Genomic DNA, 24,704 nt, shown 5'->3' with positions numbered 1-24,704 from the left:
TCGGGGTGTCGGGGTCTGCTGCGCACTCACACGACAGCTGTTGCGCCCTGCGCACCAAAGGCTTTGCTCTCGCTCTTCGACGACGTCGGGAAGTCGAACGGCCGTACGGATTGTCGGTACGCAATGTAAAAGTGGACGTACGCAAATTGTGGTTCTCTCGTCAGGGGGTGTTCAGCTGTGGCCGTTGTCTTGGACGACGCGCAGATGCAGGTGGTCGACGCCCCGCCGGACGCGCGCCTGTTCGTGGAGGCAGCGGCCGGCTCCGGCAAGACGGAGGTCGTGGCGGCACGAGTCGCACGCCTGACCGCAGAAGAAGGTCTGTCGGCATCGACGGAGATCCTCGTGCTCAGCTTCTCGCGGGCGGCGGTGCATGCGGTGCGATCACGGGTGGCCGATGGCGACAGTCCAGAAGTGAACGTCCGTACCTTCGACTCGTTTGCATCGCAGTTGCTTCTGGAGTTCGAAGTCGAGCCGCAGGGCTTGTTCGATCAGCGGATCAGGCAGGCGACCACCGCACTCAACGACGCTGAAGAGGTCCCAGCGCTCATCGACGACCTGGCGCACGTTGTGATCGATGAGGCGCAGGACCTGGTCGGCGACCGAGCAGAGTTCGTCTTGGCCGTTCTACGGCACCTGAACGAGGGTGCAGGCATCACGGTGCTCGGTGACCCTCTCCAGGGAATCTATGACTTCGTGCTCGACGAGTCGCGTAGCTCGATGGCATTCGACGCATTTCTGGAGGCGCTCGACGCTGAGTTCCACCTCGAGCGGATGTCGCTCGACCGCAACTACCGCGCCAGAGGATCCGATTGCCTCAGTCTCGCAAAAGTCGTCGGCGAACTTCGCCGGGCAACTGCAGCGGACACCGCACTCGAACTGCTTGATGGCTTCGAGAAGTCGTTGCCCCACATCGATCGTCCCGCGAATTGGGATTTCGTTGGGTCCTACTCAGGACGTACCGCGATTCTCTGTCGAAGCAACGCCGAGGTCCTGCGGGTCTCCAGATCGATGACTGATCATTTGATCCGTCATACGGTGAGGCGGGCGGCTCGCTCGTCGGGGGCTGCGAGGTGGATCGCGCCCGCGCTCGGAGAGTTGCCCGGTCCGCTGGTCCCACAGTCCGACGTCGAGACCGTGCTCGCGGCAAAGCTCGACGAGGCGGAAGCCGATGAGGCCTGGTATCTGCTGAAGTCAGTCGAGGGTCGCTCTCGCAGCCAGCACCAGATCGATCTCGGTCGCATCAGGTCGAGGGTCAAGTCCGCGGCTATGCCCTTAACGCTGACTCAGGGTGACGACTCCGACATCATCGTGTCGACAATTCATCGCGCCAAAGGGCTCGAGTTCGACAACGTCGTCGTCCTCGCATCTGATTGGCGCCACGAAGATGAAGATCCGTGGGCCGAGGTCCGGCGAAGGTACGTCGCCCTCAGCAGAGCCCGAGATCGCATCGTTGTTGTGCACCCGGTACGCGCATGGTCGTCGATTCGCGAATTCGTTTGGCTCGCAGGCCGGCTGCAGGAGCGTGTGGGGAAGTCGGGACACACGCGTGCGCGGGCAATCGAATTCTGCCCGACTGATGTTTACGACAGTCGCCCATCAGCCGCAGGCGAGCGCGACGCGAGTACGGTCCAGCGGCTTCTCGAGACGATGATCCCGGGCTGCCCGGTCGACGGGGAGCTCGACACAGGCCGATCTGACCTTCAGCGCCCGATCTACACACTGACCGTCGACGGCCTTCCGATCGGTCGCACCTCAGAGGACTTCGGAGCCGCATTCGCGAAGCTCTTCAAGGTGAGGCCGGGAAGTTGGCCCGCGGAGCTTGCTGATCTTGTGTTGGCGTCGGTCGAGACGACCGCGGGCGAACCCCGATTCACCGAAGATGCCGGGATTGGTCCCGGAGGATTCTGGCTGGTCCCACGAGTGGTGGGCTTGGCGAGGCCGTTGTGGGACGTGATGGAGGAAGTGCGATGAGCAAAGACCAGACACTGGCCGAAAAGTATCGGTTCCGCGAGGAGATGGTCGATGCGCTGGCGGCAGATCTCGTAGGCCCTGCTGACGGTGAGAACGAGCACGTCGGTGAGGCGCCGCTGAGCAGGTACGTCGTGGGTGCCCTCTGGCCGCGTCCTGCAGACGACGTCGAGGGCGCCGACGAGACTATGCAGGAGAACGCAGCCGAGCCCGACAGCGCCGAGGCTGACAGCGAGGGTGCGGATGACGGAAACCCAGTAGCCCAAGCGCTTGCGCGTTTTCCGTCTTCGATGGGTATGACCTTTTCGGTGCGTGTTTCAGCTGGGCACGTTGTCATCGCCGCCTCAGCGGGACGATACGAACAGCCGATCGACGAAGACGAGGCGGCGAAAGATTGGGTTCGAATCCCGTCCAAGGCTGAGCCGGTCGTCCAGGACCTGAGCAAGCCGGGGGTTCATCGCCGTCAGATCGACAAGGGCCTCGAACTCTATTGCTACGTCCGTCCCGCGAGGAATGGCATTGTCACGCTGTCCGTTGCGCTCAACAACACGAACGTTTCCATCAAGGGCGACATGCGAGACGCCATCGCCTGGTTCCAGGCCGGAATCGAAGCGCGAACCCAGCACACGGACATCGTCGATCGCACATCACCTCGCAACCTCGGTCATGATGCCGACTTGGACAGCGCCGCACTGATGTACCGCCACGCGTACACCTTTGCCATCGGCCACGGGTGTGCAGCCGACTGGGATCTGGACGCAATCGACGACGGTGCAGTTTCGCGCGTTGCGACCACCTTCATCCCCACGCATGAGGTTCATCGGGCACGTCCGGGGGCGTTGGAAGGCGTCGATCTCCGGATGTCATCGCTCGCCGATCAGCCGTTGGACGAGGTCACCACGAGCTTGAGGGGGCTCACTCGCCAGTACCGCGACTGGATTGACAACCTCGAGCAATCGATCGCATCCGGAGCCGCGTCGGTGGTGGAAGAGCTCGAACCGATCGCAGCTGACCATGTCGCCGAGATGCGACGTGTCGCGGAGCGCATCGACGCCGGCATCCGTCTGCTCGAAGATGACGAAAGCTCTTACAGAGCTTTCAAACTTGCGAATCGCGCCATGCAGTTGCAACGTGCTCGTCAGGACTGGGTCCGTTCGGGTGCGAAGCCCGGCGAGCTGTCGGACGGGTCGACTGCGGCGTGGCGTCCGTTCCAGATCGCCTACGTGCTTCTGAATCTTCCCGGTATCGCCGATCCGAAACACGAGGACCGTGACGTCGCCGATCTGCTGTGGTTCCCGACGGGCGGCGGCAAGACCGAGGCTTACCTGGGCTTGGTCGCTTTCGTCATTTTCTTGCGACGTATCAGGAACTCGTCTGCCATGGGTGTCGCCATCATCATGCGATACACATTGCGCCTGCTGACGATTCAGCAGTTTGAACGTGCCTCGATGTTGATGTGTTCGCTCGAGACTGTGCGGAAGGACAACCCGGATCTCGGGGGGCGCACATTCTCCATCGGCCTCTGGGTCGGCTTGAGTGCCACACCGAATACGGTCCCTGAGGCGAAGACATCACTTACGAAACTCGCGCGCGGTGAGACCTTGATAGAGAAGAACCCAGTCCAGCTTACCCAGTGCCCCTGGTGCGGAACGCTTCTCGATCACTCGAACTATTCAGTACAACGTGCGCCGCACCAGCATCTTCGCGTTGCATGCGGGACCGCCGGGTGTGACTTCAAGAACGGCTTGCCAGTGCATGTCGTCGACGAAGACGTCTACCGGGAACGTCCTGAACTGGTCCTCGGAACCGTGGACAAGTTCGCAATGATGGCCTGGAACGAGAACGTTGGAAAGCTGTTTGCGCGAGACGGCATGGGCACACCTCCGGAGTTGGTCATCCAGGACGAGTTGCACCTGATCTCCGGGCCGCTGGGCTCGATGGTCGGGCTCTATGAAACCGCCGTGGACGCGGCCTGCACCGTCACGTCGCTCGACGAGGAGTCGAACCGCGCTCGACCGAAAGTCATTGCGTCCACAGCGACGATTCGTCGCGCCGACAAACAGATCTCGTCGGTGTTCGCGCGCAAGGCGGCGCTGTTCCCACCACCAGGCATCGACCCCGATCGTTCCTTCTTTGCCGAACCGTCCACAAGGGACGAGCTGGGCACCCGCAGGTACGTCGGAATCATGGCTTCCGGGACCAGCCATGCGACGCTCCTTGTCCGCGTGTACGCGGCCCTTCTGCAAGCCGCGAAGGACGTGCCCGGCAGTGATGAGACGCGAGACCCCTACTGGACTCTGTTGGGATACTTCAACAGTCTGCGAGTGCTCGGCAGTGCAAACCTTCAAGTCGAGGGTGACGTACGGGAGCGTCTAGGCGTTGTGGCACGACGCGAAGGGACAGACAAGCGCGAACTCAAGGTCGTGAACGAGCTGACCAGCCGCGTTGCGTCGTCGGAGATCCCCGAGCGGCTCAAGGCGTTGGAACGACGGCTGGGTGGCAAGAACGCACCTGACGATGTGGTGCTCGCAACGAACATGATCTCGGTGGGTGTGGACATCGATCGTCTCGGCCTCATGACGGTGATGGGACAGCCGCAGGCCAGCGCCGAGTACATCCAGGCCACCAGCCGCGTCGGTCGCCAGTACCCGGGGCTCGTGGTGACCATCTTCAACTCGGCTCGCTCCCGCGACCGCTCACATTATGAGAGCTTTCGCCCCTTCCACCAGGCTCTGTATCGGGCTGTCGAAGCGACGAGTGCAACACCGTTTGCGGCGCGCGCTCGTGATCGGGGGCTGCACGGTGTACTCATCGCGATGGCGCGTCTCCTGATCCCCGGGATGTCCGGCAACGGATCTGCGTACCTCGCCGACGTCAACTGGGACGATCTGACAAAGGTCGCGGCGCTGATCGAACAGAGGGTGAGGATGGTCGAGAGTGATGAAGCAGAGGACACGGCGGACGAGATCGGCGATCTACTCGACATTTGGTCCGATGCCGGACAAGAACGCGAGTACATGAAGTACCAGAACAAGGAACTCGAAGCCGCGCTGATGGTTCGGCCTGAGGATGCGTTGACGAACGACGAAATCGAGTACTCGCAACGTGAGGTCCCGTGGCCGACGTTGCAAAGCATGCGCGACGTCGACGCCGAAAGCAGCCTGTATCAAATCCCGATGAAGAGGAAGCCATGAGCACCGCCGACGCCAAGGCACGTCGCAGTCAACTACTGAGCACGTACGGCATCGGAGGGCTTTTCCCATCGGAGACATCAAGTTTCATGATCGTCGGTCTCGACTTCTGGAACGAGGACCGTGCTCCGGTGGTGAGCGAGCCCAGGCTGGCCCGTTCGCTCGGTGTAAAGGAGCTGAAGTCGCCGCCTGCCGGCGGGCGGAGGGACGTTCCAGTGGTTCGTTTCCCACGAACCCAAATCTGTCCCGCGTGTCGCCGAATCGGCAGTACCCACGAACTGGGCGGGGATTGGAACGCCTCTAAGTGCAAGTGTAAGGCGGGTCGAGCGGGAGCGGCTCTGTCGCCATTCCGTCTCGTAACAGCTTGTACGCGTGGCCACATCGATGAGTTTCCGTTCTTTCGCTGGCTGCACAAGGATCAGGCAACCACGCCAGGCGACAAGCACGAGATGAAGATGGTGTCGTTGGGGCGGACCTCATCGCTCGACGACCTCGTCCTCGAGTGCAGCTGTGGTGTGCGGCGACGATCGCTGGAGGGCGCGTCCCAGGGGCAGGCGATGAAGGGTGTTATTTCTTGCCAAGGCCTACGTTTGTGGTTGGGCCCCGAGTACACGGAATCCTGCGATGAGACCCCCCGGGTTCTGCAGCGCGGTGCGTCAAACGTGTGGTTCCCGGCGGTGCGGTCCGCGATCTCGATCCCGCCGTACTCGGAAGCCCTTGCCAAGTTCGTCAACAAGCACTGGGTGTCCCTAGAAGATCCCGAGGCGGTGAATCCAGCGCTTCTGGCGAATATCGCAAAGCAGTCTCACGGCAAATTCACGGTCGAGCAGATCGTTGCCGAGATTGAGCGTCGCCGTGGCGAGGAGAAGGGCGATGTCATCGGCGAGGAGCAGTTACGTAAACAAGAATTCGGCGCCCTCATGGATGGGCGCGCGGCCACCAAAGACGAGTCGGACTTTGTTTGTGAGAAGACCGTCGTCGGCGGAGAGTTCGACGGCGACGTTCCGGGCATCATCACCGATTTGCGCAAAGTGACTCGCCTACGGGAGGTTCGGGCGCTGTACGGGTTCTCTCGACTGACTGGTTCAAATGACCCGGACACGCTGTGCACTTTGTCCGGTGAGCCCAGGTACTGGTTGCCGGCGATCGAGGTCATCGGCGAAGGGATCTTTCTTGCCATGAACCGCGATGCGATCAGCGATTGGGCAACCAAGCCGTTCGCCGACGACAGGCGTCGTAGCCTCCAGAAGTCAGCCAACCGTCAGGCGGAAGCATTCAAGAAACCGCCCATCACGGTCGACATCGCCAAGGTCGCATTGCACACCTTCGCTCACGTGCTCATCGACCAACTGTCGCTCGATGCCGGTTACCCGGCGTCGGCACTGCGGGAACGGCTGTTCGTCGACGAAGAGATGGCGGGAATTCTGATCTATACCGCCAGTTCGGATTCGGCGGGCAGCTTGGGCGGCGTCGCATCGCAAGCTGATCCGGAACAGTTCGCAAAGGCTATCAACGAGGGTCTGACTCGCTTGTCGTGGTGTTCGTCGGATCCGGTCTGCATCGAGTCGACCGCGTCGGGAACCGACGCCCTCAACCTCGCGGCATGCCACGCATGCGTTCTCGCGCCTGAGACATCGTGCGAGTTGAACAACACTCTGCTCGATCGTGCACTGTTGTTCGGTACGCACGAGCCAGGTGAAGAGAACGCGGGGTTGTTCAGCGAATACCTCGCACGGGTGTAGCGGCCAAACAGATCCAGGGAAGTAGGCAACACGGTGGCAGACATTGCCGCGGGAGAACGAGTGATCGTTCGCGATGAAGAATGGCTGGTCAGATCGGTCCGGTCGACCGAGTTCGACGGGACGCGGGTTGAGGTGACCGGGGTCAGCGAACTCGTTCGCGATCTCGATGCGGTCTTCTTCGACCACCCGGAGCTCGACGACATTGACCGTCTTGATCCGAAACAGGGCACCCTCGTCGCCGATACCTCTCCGGGCTTCCGACGCACCCGGCTCTGGCTCGAATCGGTCCGTCGGGGTAGCCCGATCCCCGGCGCCGACACCCGCATCACCGTCGGCCACCGCGCCCTGCTCGATCGCATGGACTACCAGCTTCGGCCGGCTTCGCAGGCTCTACAGAATCTGCGGCCACGCATTTTGATCGGGGACGCGGTCGGTCTCGGCAAGACACTCGAGATCGGAATCCTGCTGTCCGAACTCATCAGACGTGGACGCGGCGAACGAATCCTGGTCGTCACGCCCCGTGCTGTCCTCGAACAGTTCCAGCAGGAACTGTGGACCAGGTTCGCCATTCCGCTGATCCGTCTGGACTCGGATGGCATTCAGAAGGTCAAACGAGATCTGCCCGCGTCCCGAAACCCGTTCAGTTACTACAAACGGGTCATCGTCTCGATCGACACCCTGAAGAACCCGGCCCGATACAAGCATCATCTCAAGAACCAGCACTGGGACGCCGTGGTGATCGACGAGTGCCACAACCTCATCAACCGCGGGACGCAGAACAACGCACTCGCGAAATTGCTCGCGGAGCAGACCGACGCGCTGATCCTGGCCAGCGCGACGCCACACAACGGCAAGCCGGAGTCATTTGCCGAACTGGTGAACCTGCTGGATCCGACCGCGATCGCAGATCACGACAAGTACTCAGCGAAAGACATCGAGCATCTGTACGTGCGACGCCACCGGAATTCGCCGGATGTGAAACTCGACGTCGCACACAAGTGGAAAGAGCGTTTGCAGCCGGAGGTTGTCGGAGTGGCACCGACACCGGCAGAGCTGGACGTGCTGCGCGAGCTGGAAAATGTCTGGCTGCATCCCGAAGGGCCCTCGGTCATCACCGGGCAAGGGCGGCAACTGTTTCCGTGGACGCTGTACAAAGCGTTCCTCTCGTCGCCAAAAGCATTGCGCGCGAGCGTCGGAAGACGTCTCAAGAACCTCGACGACGACACGGGGCCGGAGGCAAAGGCGCTCCAACGCCTCGACGAGCTGGCAACGGCTGCCGACAAGGGCGCACCCGCAAAGCTCGAGGCGTTGATCGATCATCTTGGCCAGATCGGGGTCGGCAAGGACTCAAACACTCGTGTCGTGATCTTCTCCGAGCGCATCGACACAATCGACTGGCTTGTCGACGAGATCAGCAAACGTCTCAAGTTCTCTGGCAAGTCGAAAGACGACTTGAACCCGGTCGAACTCTTGCACGCGCAGATGTCCGACCAGAAGATTCAAGCGGTCGTCGAGGGGTTCGGGCAGAGCTCGTCGCCGATCCGAGTGCTGGTGGCCTCTGACATGGCTTCGGAGGGACTGAACCTTCACAAGGAGTGCCACCAGTTGGTCCACTACGACCTGCCATGGTCGTTCATCCGTATCCAGCAGAGGAATGGTCGTATCGATCGCTACGGCCAGCTCCATCGACCGCAGATCACCGCACTGGCCCTCACCGCCGAAGCCGACGCCGACGTCACCGACGACCTGAACGTGGTGACGAAGCTTTTGCGGAAGGAAGACGAAGCGAATCGTGCACTCGGCGATGCAGGCGCGCTCCTCAACCTCCATGACGCAGAGATCGAAGAAGCCAGGGTGATGGAGGCGATCCGGCAGGGCAAGGACATCGACGACGTGGTCCCGGAGGCCACACCGGCGAAGCTGAATCCCTTTGCGGCATTGATGGCCACGGGCGGCGAACACCGTGTCGACGCGTCTCCCGAGACAGCGGACCTGTCGACATTCTTCGAGGACGACGACAACTACCTGACCGATGAGCTTGCGGACATCAGTAGCGGTAGGGGTGGGCCGGATATGGAGATCGAGCGCGTCGCCGACGATGACTTCATTGCGTTCACGCCCCCTGACGATTTGATCAATCGATTCCGCGATCTACCGCCTGACTACCTTGAGGAACAGGACATCGCCGGGCGACTGCGGCTCACGGGCAGCAAGTCGTTCGCCCAGGGACGGCTGACTCGGGCCCAGAAGGCGGAAAAGACATCTTGGCCCGACGTGCATTTCTTGGCACCGATTCATCCCGTGCTCGATTGGGCCGGTGATCGCGCTGTGGGTCGATTCGGCCGGAACGAGATCCCGGTCGTCGCAGGCGACGTGGACGAACCCTATTTCTTGACCCAGGCGGTCTGGTCCAACGACGCAGGCAGCCCGGCTATCGCGCACTGGGGTGCGGTCGGTGGGCTACCGAACAATCCCGATGTTCGCGACTTCGACGAAATCGTCGATGTCGCGGGCATTCGTGAAGGCGCGACAAACCCGGGGATCGACAACGAACTACTTGGAGATCTACAGAAGAACGTTCCGGGGGCAGTCGATGCTGCGACAGCACACATCCGCTCCCGACGAGACGACTTCGAGGTCGAACTTCTCGAACGAGTGGACCAATACCGCGCCAGCCTCAAGACCTGGGAACAGACTGCTCTGACGGTGGTCATTGAGACCGGCGCGCGGAAGAACGCGCGACTGGACATCGAAAAGACCGCCGATGACTGGAGTGCGATCATCGATTCACTTGCAGCATCGGGCGATCCGTTCGTACGGGTCGTCGGCGTCATCATTCCGAAAGCGAGGGCCTGAGTCGTGTTCGATTCGATCCACAACGCCAACGACTTCTTGTCCGAGCACTGGCTCGCGGAAGTTTTCCCTTCGAAGTTGAGAGACCTCGCCAAGGGTTGGAAGGAACGTGCCGAACAGGACAAGCCGACGCCGCTGCGAGGTCTGTCGTCCATTGCCGGCGGTTACCTGAAGGACCTTGCCGACCTTCCTCCAGTAGGGGCATCGGAGTATCCGAGCCGAGTGACAGAGGTCCACACCGGGTTGCTCGCAGCGGTCGGGTTCCAGGCTGCCGCGACAACAATTGAAACGCTGCAGGCGGATACACCCATCGATGTCCCCCTTCTGGCACGATTCCCCAGCACCAGTACGACGGACTCGCTGCACATCCTGCAGGCAGTACCTGTCGACAGCGTCGATGCACTCCTCGGAGGCGATGCGGAGCTAATCGAGCCGTTCGGGATCCATGTCACCAGTCAAAAGATCGAGGAGGTGACCTCGGTTTCCGACGCGGTGACGCAGTTGTTCGTGAGCGACGACGCACCTCGGTACTTGCTAATTGTGGCCGGAGGTGTGGCGCTGTTGACCGATGTCGCACGGTGGGCAGAGGGCCGGTACCTCGGCTTCGACATCGCGACTGCGCTCGACCGTCGCGACGTCAAGACCGCAGGCGAACTCGCGTACCACGCCGGATTGTGGTCATCGGATGCGCTGCTGCCGGATGAAGACGGCAAGACCGAACTGGATCACTACACCGAAGACTCCGAAAGGCACGCGGTCGGCGTCAGCGAGGACCTCCGGGAGGGACTCCGCATCTCGATCGAGAAGATCGCTAACGAGGTACTGACCCGCAGGCGTGCTGCAGGTCTGCAGGTCGAGGGTGTGCCTGAATTGCCGCGCGACCTGACCACGCAGTCGCTCCGCTTCCTATATCGAGTCCTGTTCTTGCTCTTCGCCGAAGCTCGACCAGAGCTGGGTGTACTTCCGGTGGGCACCCCTGAATACGAATCGGGTTATGGCCTCGATCGGCTCCGGGAGATGGTGCAGGTGCCGCTGGCGGGAACCTCGGCCGAGGGCCATCACCTACACGAATCTCTCGATCGGCTGTTCCGTCTGGTCAACACCGGCCACAACGCAGGACGAGCAAGCACCGACGCCTTCGTGTTCGAGCCGCTGCGGTCGGATCTCTTCGACCCCGAAGAGACGCCTCTCATCGACGGCGAAGGAATGCGGCTCAGTAACCGGGTACTGCAGGAGGTGCTCAACCTTTTGCTCCTGTCCAAGCCGTCGAAGAACAAGAACCGGCAACGCGGATACATCTCTTATGCGCAACTCGGCATCAACCAGCTTGGTGCCGTGTACGAGGGACTGATGTCCTACTCAGGGCTGATCGCGTCCGACAACATGATCGAAGTGGCAAAGGAAGGAAATGCCGACAAAGGTTCCTGGCTTGTGCCGTCGACGAAGTCAGCTGAATATGACGCGAAGGACATCGTCTGGCGCGAGGACCGACTGACTGGTCGAAAGGATATTGTCCGTCATCCCAAGGGCAGCTTCGTATTTCGTCTGTCCGGCCGAGACCGACAGCGCAGTGCATCCTACTACACGCCAGAGGTTCTCACGAAGTGTGTGGTGAAACATGCACTTGCCGAACTGATCACCGATGAGACGACGGCCGGCGAGATTCTCGAATATCGCATTTGCGAGCCGGCCCTCGGTAGCGGCGCGTTCCTCAACGAGGCGATCAATCAGCTCTCGGCCGAGTATCTCAGCCGCCGTCAGGACGAGCTCAAGGCGCGAATCAAGCCGGAGGACTATACAACTGAGCTCCAGAAGGTGAAGGCCTACCTAGCGCTACACCGGGCTTATGGCGTGGACTTGAACTCAACCGCGGTCGAACTCGCTGAAGTCTCGCTTTGGCTCAACGTGATGCACCCCGGACTACAGGCGCCGTGGTTTGGACTTCATCTTCGTCGCGGCAACTCTTTGATCGGCGCGCGCCGTGCCACCTACAATTTCACATCACTTGGCAGGGCGAAGAAGAGCTGGCTGAAGACTCCGCCGGTCGACCGCCCGCTGTCTGAGGGGCCCATCGGCGATGGCGAGATTCATCACTTCCTTTTGCCCGCGGACGGTTGGGCCGCGGTCGCAGATGCCAAGCAGGCCAAGGAATTGGCGCCGGACGAGGCTGAGGCGTTGAGGAACTGGCGCAAGTCGATCACCAAGAAGCCCGATGCGAAGCAGCTCAATCGTTTACGTGCGTTGGCCACGCGCGTCGAGCGACTGTGGGCGCTGGTTCTTCGACGCCTCGAGATCAGCGAGCAACAAATCTCGCGACAAGTTGACGTGTGGGGCGCCGACTTCCCTCTGGTTTCAAACTCGGTCGACCGTGTCAGGGTCGAAGAGGAGCTGCACGACCCGGAAGGCCCCTACGAAAGATTGCGTCTGGCCATGGACGCCTGGTGCGCTCTCGGGTTCTGGCCAATTACCCGTTCGGGGAACGACGACGCCACTGGCCAGGCCCGACCACCCGACATGAACGAGTGGATTCTCACTTTGGAGGAGCTTCTCGGTGCTGCGGGCGTGAAGAAGGTGGACAACGCTCAGGGGACGTTCCAGGACATGGCGGAGGGGTTCGACGAGCTCGCGCTGATCGATGATCGGGATCGCGAATTCTCTGGGATGCGGAGAATTCCGGAATTGCTAACGCGGCATGATTGGCTTGGCGCCGCACGGCAGGTCTCGCAGGAACAGGGGTTCTTTCATTGGGAATTGGACTTTTCAGCCGTATTCAGGAATGGGGGTTTCAATCTGCAAGTCGGAAATCCTCCTTGGGTCCGGCCGACATGGAACGACGGGAATTCGCTGGCAGAGAAGGACCCGTACTTTAGCCTTCAGGAGAAGATCTCTGAACGAGTCTTCAACGCGCGTAGAAAAATTGCTCTAGCTGAGACTGCTACTTCGAAAGTATATCTCGAGGATCTTGCAGGCTGGGCTGGAACATCTGCTGCGTTAGCGTCACCTTCGGAGCACGCTACACTTTCTGGCCTGCAGACCAATCTTTATATGACGTTTATGGAGAGATCGTGGCGAAGCCGCGCCAGGGGCGGCGTGGTTGGACTGGTTCATCCTGAAGGCCATTTCACAGATCCGAAGGGCGCGACTCTCCGACGCGAGACCTATCGCCGACTTCGGCGTCATTGGCAGTTCGTAAACGAAATGCCAATGTTCGAAGAGGTTCACCACATTACATACTTCGGTATTCATGTTTACGGTGACTCGCGCGAACCTAAATTCACGCAAGCATGTGGACTTATAGAGACAGCAACGCTCGACGCCTCGTTTGATGCGCCCGGAGGCTCGCAGCCGCCTGGAATCCAATACCCTTGGGGCGGCTGGGACATGCGACCGCATCCTTCCCGTATTTACACAGTGGCAGAACAGCAATTGGCCGAATGGGCAAAATTGTTCGATCCGCGAGGCGCGTCTGGTGCATCGGCTCGTTTGGTGCGACCACTCACGCGAGAGCACGTCGAGGTCCTTGGGATCTTATCGCGGCAAACCGCGAAGCGACTGTCGGAAATCGATTATAAATGGACAGGGGGATGGCATGAGAAGGGTGCTAAGCAAGACGGATATATCGAATGGCGCACTGAGACGCCAGTCGTGATGAATGACTTGGTTTTGCAGGGGCCGCATTTCACGGTCGGAAACCCCTTCGCGCGTCAGCCGAACGAGAACTGTCAGAACAGTAGCGACTACTCAACATGGGATCTCGAAGATCTTTTGCCGTCGGCAATTCCCAGAACCAATTATCAGCGAAGCTGCGATGCCGACGTTTATAAGGCGGGAATTGCGCAGTGGGATGACCGGCCCGCAACCGACTACTGGCGCGTCGCGTGGAGAAATATGACCCAGCCGGGACTTGAGCGGTCATTTCACGCGGCGCTTATTCCCCCCGGTCCTATGCACGTTCACACCGTCTGCTCGTTGGCAATGCGCGGTGCAAGCGGGTTGCTCGAACAGTTCAACCAGGGGCGAGGTACCTCATCTCTACGTAATACGGCGATTGTGGCCGGACTCTGGGCGTCACTCCCGTACGACTATCTGGTGAAGGTGAGCGGTGCGAGCAAAGTCAATACGGAGATGGCTGATCGGCTTCCGGCGCCAGTTGACCATCCGGCGATGGTGTACTTACTGCTTAGATCGTTGCGACTTAACTCGCTTACTCACGCGTATCAGACTTTGTGGGATGGTCTCTACCATAGTGATTTCGCATCTGATAGTTGGACTTCTGCGTTCGCACTGATGCTGGGCCCGTTAGGGGTTGAAGACCGGGAATGGTCGGTCAGCTCTGCTTTGCGCACCGATTTGGAACGCCGCGCCGCTCTGGTTGAGATCGACGCTCTCGCCGCGTTAACGCTGGGGCTCAGTGCCGATCATCTGGCGCTCGTGTTCCTTACGCAGTTCCCGGTGCTCCGAAAATACGAGTACACCATGTTCTTCGATGCGAACGGGCGGAAGATCGCTAAAGATCATCAGACACACGGAGTTCGACAACTTAAGGACGATTACAAACTCCTGCAGGAATGGATGAACGGAAACGACAGTGGAGACCTGCTGGAGCGTTACACGCCGTTCGACCCTGACGAGGATCATGACGAACCGTGGTTCTACAAGCCGGACCGTGAGGCCGAGATGCGCGCTGCCTACGCCGACTTCGAACAGAGACTTGCCGAGGCATGACAGTTCACGAACCCACGTTTCCGTCCCTCCTCGCTGAGGACACGCGTAGCTCGATCGTCGAATATCTGTCGACGACTTTCGCGTTGTCGGACCCTACGGCTCAAGTTGCATTGCGCGGCTTCCTGGCCAGCCCGGAGACCGGAATTTTTCGTGGCCCGTACGTGAAGATCCGAACGCCCTACCAATCCGTTGGCCAGGGTTGGCAGTCCCCGCTTGAATGGCTTCCTGAGGGGTTCAGGCCTTTTCAGCACCAAGCCGAGGCCTTCCAGCGGTTGTCGACGAAGGGCAAGCCTGCGCAGCCCACCATCGTCACAACAGGTACGGGCTCGGGAAAAACCGAGTCGTTCTTGCTTCCAATACTCGATCACGCACGTCGAGCTGCGGCCCGCGGCGAAACGGGCATCAAAGCGATCATCTTGTATCCGATGAACGCTCTCGTGACCGACCAGGCACGCCGGCTGGCCGAGTACATTTACGACGATCCGCGTCTCGCGGATGTGACTGCTGGCGTCTACATCGGCGGCAACGGTAAGCGTCGCCGCCCTACCCAGCACGCTCTGATTGACCACCGAGACACGTTGCGGCAGAACCCTCCCGACATCCTGCTCACCAATTATCGGATGCTCGACCTGCTGTTGTTGCGCGCGGCTGACACAGGCCTATGGTCTGATGCCGCGACCAGCCTTCAATATTTGGTGCTCGACGAGTTCCACACATACGACGGCGCTCAAGGAACTGATGTCTCGATGTTGCTCCGCCGGTTGGGTGCCAAGGTTGGAGTCGCGGGCGAGGGAAGGCCGCTCGGCCGCGTGACGCCGGTCGCCACGTCGGCAACGTTGGGAGGTGGCTCGCGAACGAACGAACTCCGTGCGTTCGCCGAGACCGTCTTCGGGACGCCGTTTGAAGCCGAAGCGCTTGTAACTGAGACCGCGCTGACTGCTGTCGATGTTGTTGGCGACGTTGACTTCACGCTCGAGATCCCGACGGTCGGCGACATCTTGAATACGCCGACACCAGAATCGTCCGACCCTCAATCATGGGTGCCGTTGGCAGAAGCTGTCCTGAACGCGGCAGGTCACCCTGTAAACGGGAAAGGCCCGGATTTCACGGACCCCGTGGTGGTGGGCGAGAGTCTTCGTAGGCATTTCCTCACCAGGGTGGTGATCGACGTACTGGGTGGTCACCCCCGGTCCATCTCAGATGCCGTGACGGGGATCGCGCAAGCGGGCATCCTGCCGTGGGGAGTCCACAACACCTCTCGGCCAGAAGAAGTTCAGGCCGCTTTGTTGAAGTTCCTCGCCTTGCTGTCGGTCGCCCGCGTACAGGATCCGCACGGCACGCTCCGGCCGTTGGTGAATGTCCAGGTACAGGTCTGGGTTCGCGAGGTCAGCAGATTACTTCGCGCCGTGGCTCCGGATCCAGAATTCCACTGGTGGCACGACGGACCCGGCGAGGGGCCGCGGACGTTGCCCGCGGCCTACTGTCGGGTCTGCGGTCGCGCCGGGTGGACGGCAGCGACCACTGAACTCGGCGACAGCCTCTCCGGGGAGCCAGTGGCAGTCTGGCGCAACAGTGCTCGACCGACATCTCGAGCGAAGACGCGGGTGTTGCTCGCTGCTGACGCCACGGAAGACGGAGTTTCGCACCTCGATCCGGAAACTCTCGAACTACAGCCCAAGCCAGGGCATGGGTTGCTGCCGGTGCATGTCTCAGCGACAGGTGAGGACGCAGCGAATGAGGTGTGCCCTTCGTGCGGGGCCCGCAACGCGATCCGATTTGTCGGCTCGAGCGTTGCCACGCTGCTGAGCGTCGGATTGACGACCGAGTTCGGCTCGAGCGTCCTGGCGGATGACGAGAAGAAGACGCTGGTGTTCACCGACTCTGTCCAAGATGCCGCTCACCGGGCGGCATTTATCGAAGGCCGCGCATTCGCGTTCAACTTCCGATCTGCTCTGTTCCGATCGGTGTCCGCCGGCGGATCCGATCTTGCTTCCGTGGCCGAACGTCTCGCTGACAGCACCTCGACCGACGATCTCTATGCCATCACGCCTCCCGACTTCGCTCGCCGCCTAGCGGTCGATGCCGACTGGCTCGACCACGATTCCGGCGGTCGGCTTCGTTCACTCCTCGCAACGCGATTGGCCTTCCAAGCGCATCTGGAGGCGGGACTCAATGCACGCACCGGTCGGACCCTCGAACTTACGTCGGCTCTATCGGTGGAAGTCGATGTCGATCTGACGTCATTCGCCGGCTATAGCCGCGAAGCGCATCAGAATCTCCCGCAGCTCAGCTTGGCCAGCGCACTGCCGACTGGACGTTATGAGCCGTGGTTACTGGGTCTGCTCGATCACCTCCGCGTCAACGGCGGGATAGTTCATCCCTGGCTGCACACCTACATCAAAGAAGAAGGTAAGCGCTGGTCGATCTGGGGCGGGAGTCCCGACGGCATGACGAATTTCCCCCGCGGCCGGCCTGCACCATCGTTCTACACGACGGGCGTCGCCGGCGACAGCGACCTCCAGTCACTCAATCCGCGCGGCGAATCCTGGCTCACTGACTGGACGAAGCGCTGCCTCGCAGTGACGCCGGGCGAGGCGCGAGCGTTGCTCACCGCTGTCGTCGATCAGCTAGCGAACGCCGAAGGACCGCTGCAGCGTCGTGCAGGTGAACGCGGTGCGCACATCTACGGATTGGACGCTGCAGCTGTACTCCTCGACGGCGCCGACGTCGCCCGTCTGGAATGTCCTGTGTGTCATCATGTCCAGCCATCCGCTGCCACCCGCGTAGCGATCAGGGAAGGTGCGCCGTGCCCACGGATGCGGTGCACCGGCCGACTCGGCGCCGTGGAGATCGAGCCCACGAACTTCTATCGCGATCTCTACCGCAGCGGAAGGATCCGCCGCATTGTCAGTGCGGAGCACACCGGGCTCCTGGACCGGGACGAACGAGAACTGGTCGAGGCTCGATTCAAAGATGGTGGTTCTGCCTCGGACCCCAACATCTTGGCGTGCACTCCAACACTCGAACTCGGTATCGATATCGGCGATCTGAGCACAGTTGCCCTCGCCTCGCTGCCGCGGTCGACGGCCAGCTACCTGCAGCGTGTAGGACGTGCAGGGCGATCGACCGGTAACGCCTTCGTGCTCGCCGCCGTCCCCACCTCTCCGCGCGACCTGTATTTCTTCGCAGAGCCGGAACACCTCCTCGCCGGCGAGGTCTTGCCAGCTGGCGCTTACCTCGACGCGACCGAGCTTCTCCAGCGCCAATACTTGGCGTTCTGCCTGGACAGGCTCGCCACGGGAATCATTTCGCTCCCGCAACCCATGCCCGCCAGACTGGCCGAGTGCCTCGACGACGGCATGGCTGCTGGTCACTGGCTGCGATCCGTGGTCGACGAATGCATTGCCCAATCTTCCGAACTCGGTTCTGAGTTCCTGGCGCTCTTCGGCGACCATGTCGGCGAGGACTCCCGCGTAGGACTTCGCATGTTCGCTGATGGCGGTCTCCGTACCGTTGTCGCGGAGACGGCGGCACGGTGGGCGGGTGAGAGCGACGAGATCCGTTCGCGCCGTAATGAGCTGGCGAAGACGATGGACGAGATAGACAAGCACGGACATCTCGGCGATCTCGAGAAAGAAGATCGCAAGCGCTGTGCCGGCGAATTCAAAGCCCTCAGCGATCAGCTCTACGAACGAAGCAAACTCGAGACGTTGACCGGCCTGTCGGGCGTGGGGCTGCTGCCGAACTACAACCTGCTGGACGACTCGACCACTCTCGACGTCCACCTGTGGTGGACGACCGGCACCACACCCGGTGGCAAGCCGCAGGCCGAAGCGCTGGACCTCACCTACGAGCGAGGTAGCTCAACCGCGCTCACCGAACTCGCTCCCGGCGCCTTCTTCTATGCCGGTGGGAAGCGGGTGGAGATCGACGCGGTGGACATCGGCCCGTCGTCCCGACCCCACTGGCTCGCCACTCGCCTGTGCCCTGACTGCGGATGGGGGACAACCGATTCAGCATCGGTGGCTTCATGCCCGCGGTGCCATTCCGCGGCGGTGTCGGACTCCGGCGCCGTGCACGACGTACTCGAACTCCGAAAGGTGTCCGCGGTACATCGTCTCGACGACGTCCTCATCGACGAGGAGGCCGAAGACCGCACACGAACCTTCTTCAGCACGACCACCAGCGTGGACATTGATCCCACGACGATCACCAAGGCGTGGCGACTGAAGAACAAGGCATTCGGCGCCGAGTACGCGCGGACGGCGGTGGTCCGCTCCATCAACACCGGACTCGGCGACGCGCCCGGTGAGGATGTCACCATCGCCAGCGAAACGAAGAACGCCGCCGGCTTCACCACCTGTGCCCACTGCGGCGTCGTCGTACGTCGAGCGTCCGCAACTGCCGATGCCCGTCATCGCGGGTATTGCGCAACGCGTCGCGGCACCGCCGAGAAGTGGACTCGACTGTTGCTCTCCCATGAACTCAGCACGCAGGCAGTTCGGCTACTGCTCCCGGTGTCGTTGCTGCACTTCGAAACAACCCTTGCCTCGTTCAAGGGTGCACTGTTGCTGGGGCTTCGAAAGGACTTCGGTGGAGACCCGCAACACCTCTCGGTGGTCGCCTCGAGCATGACGGACTCGACCGGTGCAATCCGGCGGTTTCTAGTACTTCACGACACCGTTCCGGGTGGCACCGGCTATCTTGACCGCTTCGGCGAGTCAGACCGGCTGAAGCACATCCTCGCCCTTGCGCGAGATGCTCTGACGCAGTGCCCGTGCCGAACCGAGGAGCGCGCCGCATGTCACCGCTGCCTCTATGGAGTGCTTTCGCCGCGCGAGATGCCCAACGCGTCGCGTGCGTCCGCCCTGCGGTTGCTGGACGACTTCCTCTCTGAGTGGGACGTCGAGACCATCCCAACCGTCGCCGGCGTGGACATCGGGAAGGTCCAACTGAGTGAGCTCGAAATCCGGTTTCGTGAGGCACTCAAGATGCACCTTGACCAGCGCGAGGGCGCGTCGTTCGAGGTGTCGATCGGCTCGAACGGGGAGGAGCTCGACATCCGCCTCCCTGGCGACGGCGGCGACCTCCGACGCTGGAGGATGCGCCCACTCGTGAAGGTCGTCGAGCTGGGGGTCGCCACCGAACCCGACTTCATGCTGACTCGCGTGGACGCGCAGACCGCTGACGTCGCGGTCTATCTGGACGGAAAGCAGTTCCACGCCAGTCCAGCGCACAACCGGACGGCCGACGACGCGGTGAAGCGGGACGCGTTGCGTCGCGCGGACAAGCGCGTCTGGTCGATCTCGTGGGACGACGTCGCGGCGTTCGAGGGACTGTCCGCAAAGCTCACCACGCCCGACATGCTTCACCAACATGTCAAGAACGAAGCCGCCGCGTCCCTGTCCGACAATCGCGTCCGCCACATGTGGGATAACCCGATGACCTTCCTGGTCGAGTATCTGTCAGACCCGGACGTAGATGTGTGGGGCGCAGGTGCAGCCGCCACGGTGCTGCAGATGGTCAGCGGATCGGCGAAACACGGAACTGAGCCGCCGGTTCAGACCACGGGAGCCGAACTCGGCGCGACGCTTGTCTCCTTGGCGGAGGGCGACAAGGCCGCCGGGGACGCGAACGGAAACGTGCTCGTCGTCCCGCGCGTTGGGTTGAGTGGCCTTCCGCTCTGGATCTGCGCTGAACCTGAGAACTTCGAACACACCCTGGGGGTGGCAACTGTTCTCGACGATTCTGATTCGGTGGTCGGGGGTCCGATCCACGACGCGAGATGGCGGGACTGGCTGCGGTGGTCGAACATACTGCAGTTCCTCACCATGCCAAAGTTCGCCGACACGATGCCGCGTCGAATGGCTGCCGTCTGGACCATGCAGTCGCTGGGGAAACTGACCGAGCAGCCGTTGCCGCTTGCGGGCGGTGGATCAGGTCGCACCGACTTCGGATTCAATTTGCCCCGGGAGTGGGAGGTGGTGCTCAAGTTCACGGATCCAGTTGCGGCAGATTTGATCTCGTCACTCGCGCGCCGTGGAGTCACCCCGCCCGAGCCTGGATTCGAGATCGGGCCGGACGACTCGGTGTGGCAGGTGGAGATGGCCTGGGAAAGTTCGAAGGTGGCCGTCGTGGTCGATGCGGACGCCGAGCGTGAGAAGTGGCTGTCAGACCATGGATGGACAGTCACGAAGATCGGGGACGTCGCCGACCCGGCGCAGACCGCGGCGGACCTGGACGCATCGATCACGGAAGGAGCGCGATGACGACCCACGTCCTCATCCACAAGCAGTTCGAGGATTCCTACGATCGCCTGGACGGGAGCATCAAGAACAAGGTGCTCAACTTCATGGTGCGGTTGCAGAGAGAGCCCGAATCTCCGGGCCTGGATCTGAAACGCCCCCAGGGTGCACCGAGCTACGTCCGAACGGGGCGGGTCTCGGACAACTTCCGCGCCGTCCTCGTCACGTCCGGAGCCGATGGTGACACCGAGATGTTGTCGCTGATCGCGGTTAAGAAGCACGACGACGCCTACGAACTCGCGAACTCGCTTCGGCTCGAGGTCAACTCGAAGACCGGTGCCGCTGAGGTCTACGAGCCCTCCGTGCTGCAGCGCGCCGTCGACAGCGCCCCCACGACTGCGACGGAGTCCGAACCCACCTTCATGCCGCGTTCCGTGCGTCAGATCGACCTGGAGCGCTTCGGCGTCGAGCCGGAAATTGCCGCCAAGTTGCTCACCGTCGTTGGTGAGGAACCCTTCCTTGCCATCGCAACCGCCCTTCCCGATACGCAGGGGAGTGCGGTCCTCGACCTCGCATTCGGCAAGAGCCCCGACGACGTTTGGCGGGACTACGGGATCGACGACTCCGGTCCGATCGATGTCGACGATGTCGAGAAGGCGTTCCAGCGTCCCATCACGCGTCTCAACTTCACCGCGGCCGCAGCCGACAACGAGGAGGAGCTCCGGGCGGTGCTCGAGGGCGACTTCGCCAAGTGGCGAGTTTGGCTCCATCCGCTCCAGCGGAAGTTGGCGTATCACGATGGGTGGAACGGCCCGTTCCGAGTCACAGGTGGCGCCGGCACCGGAAAGACGGTGACCGCGGTCCATCGCGCCCGTCATCTGGCCGAACGGCTCGATGCCGGCAAATCTCCGTCCAAAGTGCTTCTGACCACCTTCACCACCAACCTCTCTAAGGCGATCGAAGCCCAGCTCGTACAGCTGGCAGGCGCAGATGTCGTGAAGCGCGTCGAGACGTTGAACGTGGATTCTCTCGCCCGCAAGATTTTCGCGGCTACGGATGCGGGACGCGAGATCCTCAAGAACGCGAGAGTGCTTCCGGACTCGGATTCCGGTGTTTCCGAACTCTGGAGGACGGCAGCCAAAGTCGGATCAGAAGATTGGGATGCGGAGTTCCTGGCGGATGAGTGGTCGCTTGTGGTCCTGGGTAACGCGATCGACGACGAGGCGTCTTACCTCCGCGTGGCGAGAAGTGGACGTTCGCGAAGGTTGAGTCGTCCGCAGCGCGCCGACGTGTGGCTTGTCATTGAGCAGTTCCAGAGGCTGATGCGGGCAGAGGGTCGAATCACCTTCACCGAACTCGCCGCGCGCGCCGCGACTGCGCTTGAGAAGGACCAGGGACTTCGGAACCTGTTCGCATACCGCCACGCGGTGATCGACGAGGCGCAAGACCTCCACCCCGCCCACTGGCGGATGCTTCGGGCTCTGGTGGAGCCGGCCACCGACGACCTGTTCATCGTCGGAGACGCGCACCAGCGAATTTACGGCCGACCGACCCCGCTGTCGCGCTACGGCATCGAGACTCGTGGCCGCTCACGGCGCCTCACGATCAACTACCGGACGAGCCGCGAGATCCTGCAGTGGACCCTGAAGGTCGCGGACCCGGACGTCGACGATCTCGACACCGAAGCCGACACGCTCCAGGGCGCGCGATCAGTCTTCGGTGGTCCGGAGCCCGAGACCGCCACCTTCGCGAATGCGGCCGCTGAGAGCGCGGGCATCGTGGAACGCATCCAGCGTTGGCAGGCCGAAGGCGTGAAGAAGGCTGACATCGCCGTGTTCGCCTACGAGAAGAGGCATGTCGACGAGGTGTCGGACGCGCTGCATGCGGCGGGGGTCGAACGCGCTGTCGTCGGGCCCGACACACGCGAGGAGAAGCTGGGTGACGTGGTCCGGGTCATGACCATGCACCGCGCGAAAGGTCTCGAGTACAGAGGGGTGATCCTCAGCCATCTAGGCGCTCGGGACTTCCCCCCGAAACGTGTGGCGCGGCTGACTGGTGAGGCCAAGGGTCGCGAGCTGAAGAAGCTGCGAAGCGTGCTGTACGTCGCAGGATCTCGTGCAAGGGAACGAATGGCCATCACGTCCACTGGAGCGCCGACAGACATCATCGCGAATGCTCATGAAGGAGGTTGAAGGCGGCGCCGTCGAACTCGACGCTGACCAGCTAGCGGTTGTCGAGAAGCCAGCTGAGTCACGGATATTGGTGACCGCTGGCGCAGGCCAAGGGAAGACTGAGGTGGTAGCAGCAAGAATCGATTATCTCGTCGAAGACGAAGGTCTCTCGCCCTCGCTGGAGATCCTCGTGCTGAGCTTCTCGCGAGCTGCGGTCACCGCGGTTCGACGTCGTGCCGCGGACCGGGCCTTAGGTACGCCCAACGTCCGTACGTTCGACGCGTTTGCGTCTTTTCTGCTGGTCGAGAACGACGTTGAACTTCACGGTAGCTTTGACCACCGCATCAGGGAGGCCACGCGTCTTCTTCGTGATCGCGATGACGTAACCGGAATCGACGACCTCCGTCACGTGGTGCTGGACGAGGTGCAGGACCTCGTCGGAGATCGGGCGGAGCTGGTCATCGCGCTGTTCGACAGACTCGATCATGAGGTCGGGTTCACCGCTCTTGGTGATCCGCTGCAGGGGATCTACGACTTCACCCTTGATGACTCCAGAAGCAAGCGGACATCAGAGAAGCTTCGCCACGAGCTGGTCGAGACCTACGGCGCGAACAACATGTCGTTGTCTGCGCACTACCGAGCCCAGGGATCGCGCCCGAAAGATGTTGTCAGACTCGGCAAAAAAATGCGCGCCGAGTCGTCGAACAAGGCCGCCGCGACCCACCTCACCAACATGGCCAACACGCTGCCCCATTCCGGCGTAGTCGCGGACTGGTCGTTCCTCGCAGAACGCGAGGGGACCGCCGCAATTCTGTGTGCCACCAACGGCGAGGTGTTGAGAGTCTCCAGATTGCTCGCTGCTCAGGATATTCGGCATGTGGTTCGCCGAAACGCGCAGGACTTCGGGGCGGCCCGCTGGATAGCAGACGTGTTCGACGGAGTGGCCGGCCCCGAGGTTGCTCGGTCGGACATCGAGTCACGGATCGAAGATCAGCTCGACGGTCTTCTCCAGGAAGAGGCCTGGTTTCGGCTGAAGGCTGCCGAGGCGCGGCCGAGATCGATGAACCAATTGAATCTGCAGCGTATTCGCGGCCTGATCACCAGCGGCGGTCTGCCCCTGAATCTGACCGAACCTGATTCGGTCGACATCGTCGTCTCGACCATCCACCGGGCCAAAGGCCTGGAATTCGACGAGGTTTTTTTCGTCCATCCGGACTGGGTCAACGGTGACCCGGCAGCGTGGGTTCGTCTGCGCCAGCACTATGTCGCTCTGAGCCGAGCGCGACACGAGATCGCAGTGGTCGACCTCCCGCGGGATTACACATGGTTCAAAGAACATGAGGGGCGGCTGCGAGAACACAAGAAGAGCAGGAACGGAAAGCGATACACCCGGGCGTTCGAGGCCAAGCCGTTCGACGCGGTCGTCGTTGATCTTGCGCACCTGAGTTTCGTGCCTGTTGTAGAAATTCAAAACGCGCTCAGGGAGGTCGAACTCGGGACGCCTGTGACCGCGGTGGCAGAGCCGGCGCTCTTTCACGGCGAGGATGTTCCGGTGTTCATCTTGACCTCGGCGTCGGGTGCAGAGATCGGTGTAACCGGGAAGTCATTCGGTCGATACATCAACTACGAGTTCGGGTACCGGTTCAGGGACAAGGGGTGGGAGGGCATCTCTGTCGAGGGCTTACGCCTCACGTCTGTGGAGACGGCGGCCGGGGATCCGCGGGTGACCGAAGCTGCCGGCCTGGGGCCATCCGGTCTCTGGCTGGTTCCGCGTCTAGGCGGTCTGGTCGCACCGGTGGACAAATAGAT

Annotated in this window: 8 protein-coding genes; all 8 read left to right on the top strand. The window is 61.7% G+C overall.

Annotation, left to right across the window (positions count from 1 at the left end; all coding sequences use genetic code 11):
• The first annotated feature begins 177 nt into the window (after positions 1–177).
• Genes ACLBW1_RS08620 through ACLBW1_RS08585 form a run of 8 tightly spaced genes read left to right on the top strand, consistent with a single transcriptional unit; the run spans position 178 to position 24,702 of the window.
• A complete protein-coding gene (locus tag ACLBW1_RS08620; protein WP_447811425.1) occupies positions 178–1,971 on the top strand; it encodes a UvrD-helicase domain-containing protein in 1,794 nt (597 codons plus the stop codon).
• Positions 1,968–5,162 carry a helicase-related protein gene (locus tag ACLBW1_RS08615; RefSeq protein WP_447811424.1) on the top strand — a complete coding sequence of 1,065 codons (3,195 nt, stop codon included), beginning with the start codon at positions 1,968–1,970 and terminating at the stop codon, positions 5,160–5,162. The genes ACLBW1_RS08620 and ACLBW1_RS08615 overlap by 4 nt, the downstream gene beginning before the upstream one ends.
• Entirely contained in the window at positions 5,159–6,901 is a 1,743-nt protein-coding gene (gene drmB / locus ACLBW1_RS08610) for a DrmB family protein (RefSeq protein WP_447811423.1), read from the top strand. Before ACLBW1_RS08615 ends, drmB begins: the two co-directional genes overlap by 4 nt.
• Before the next feature lie 33 nt (positions 6,902–6,934).
• Positions 6,935–9,757 (top strand): helicase-related protein, encoded by a 2,823-nt coding sequence (locus ACLBW1_RS08605; RefSeq protein WP_447811422.1) that lies wholly within the window; start codon positions 6,935–6,937, stop codon positions 9,755–9,757.
• A gap of 3 nt (positions 9,758–9,760) precedes the next feature.
• Complete coding sequence (locus ACLBW1_RS08600) at positions 9,761–14,479, top strand: Eco57I restriction-modification methylase domain-containing protein (protein WP_447811421.1); 4,719 nt, start codon at positions 9,761–9,763, stop codon at positions 14,477–14,479.
• Entirely contained in the window at positions 14,476–20,748 is a 6,273-nt protein-coding gene (locus ACLBW1_RS08595; protein ID WP_447811420.1) for a DEAD/DEAH box helicase, read from the top strand. Before ACLBW1_RS08600 ends, ACLBW1_RS08595 begins: the two co-directional genes overlap by 4 nt.
• Complete coding sequence (locus ACLBW1_RS08590) at positions 20,745–22,916, top strand: UvrD-helicase domain-containing protein (RefSeq protein WP_447811419.1); 2,172 nt, start codon at positions 20,745–20,747, stop codon at positions 22,914–22,916. The genes ACLBW1_RS08595 and ACLBW1_RS08590 overlap by 4 nt, the downstream gene beginning before the upstream one ends.
• On the top strand, positions 22,903–24,702 hold the full coding sequence (locus ACLBW1_RS08585) for a UvrD-helicase domain-containing protein (protein WP_447811418.1): 1,800 nt from the start codon (positions 22,903–22,905) through the stop codon (positions 24,700–24,702). Before ACLBW1_RS08590 ends, ACLBW1_RS08585 begins: the two co-directional genes overlap by 14 nt.
• Positions 24,703–24,704 lie beyond the last annotated feature (2 nt).

Source organism: Williamsia sp. M5A3_1d (assembly GCF_053345315.1).
This window is presented reverse-complemented; position numbering and strand designations above follow the sequence as displayed.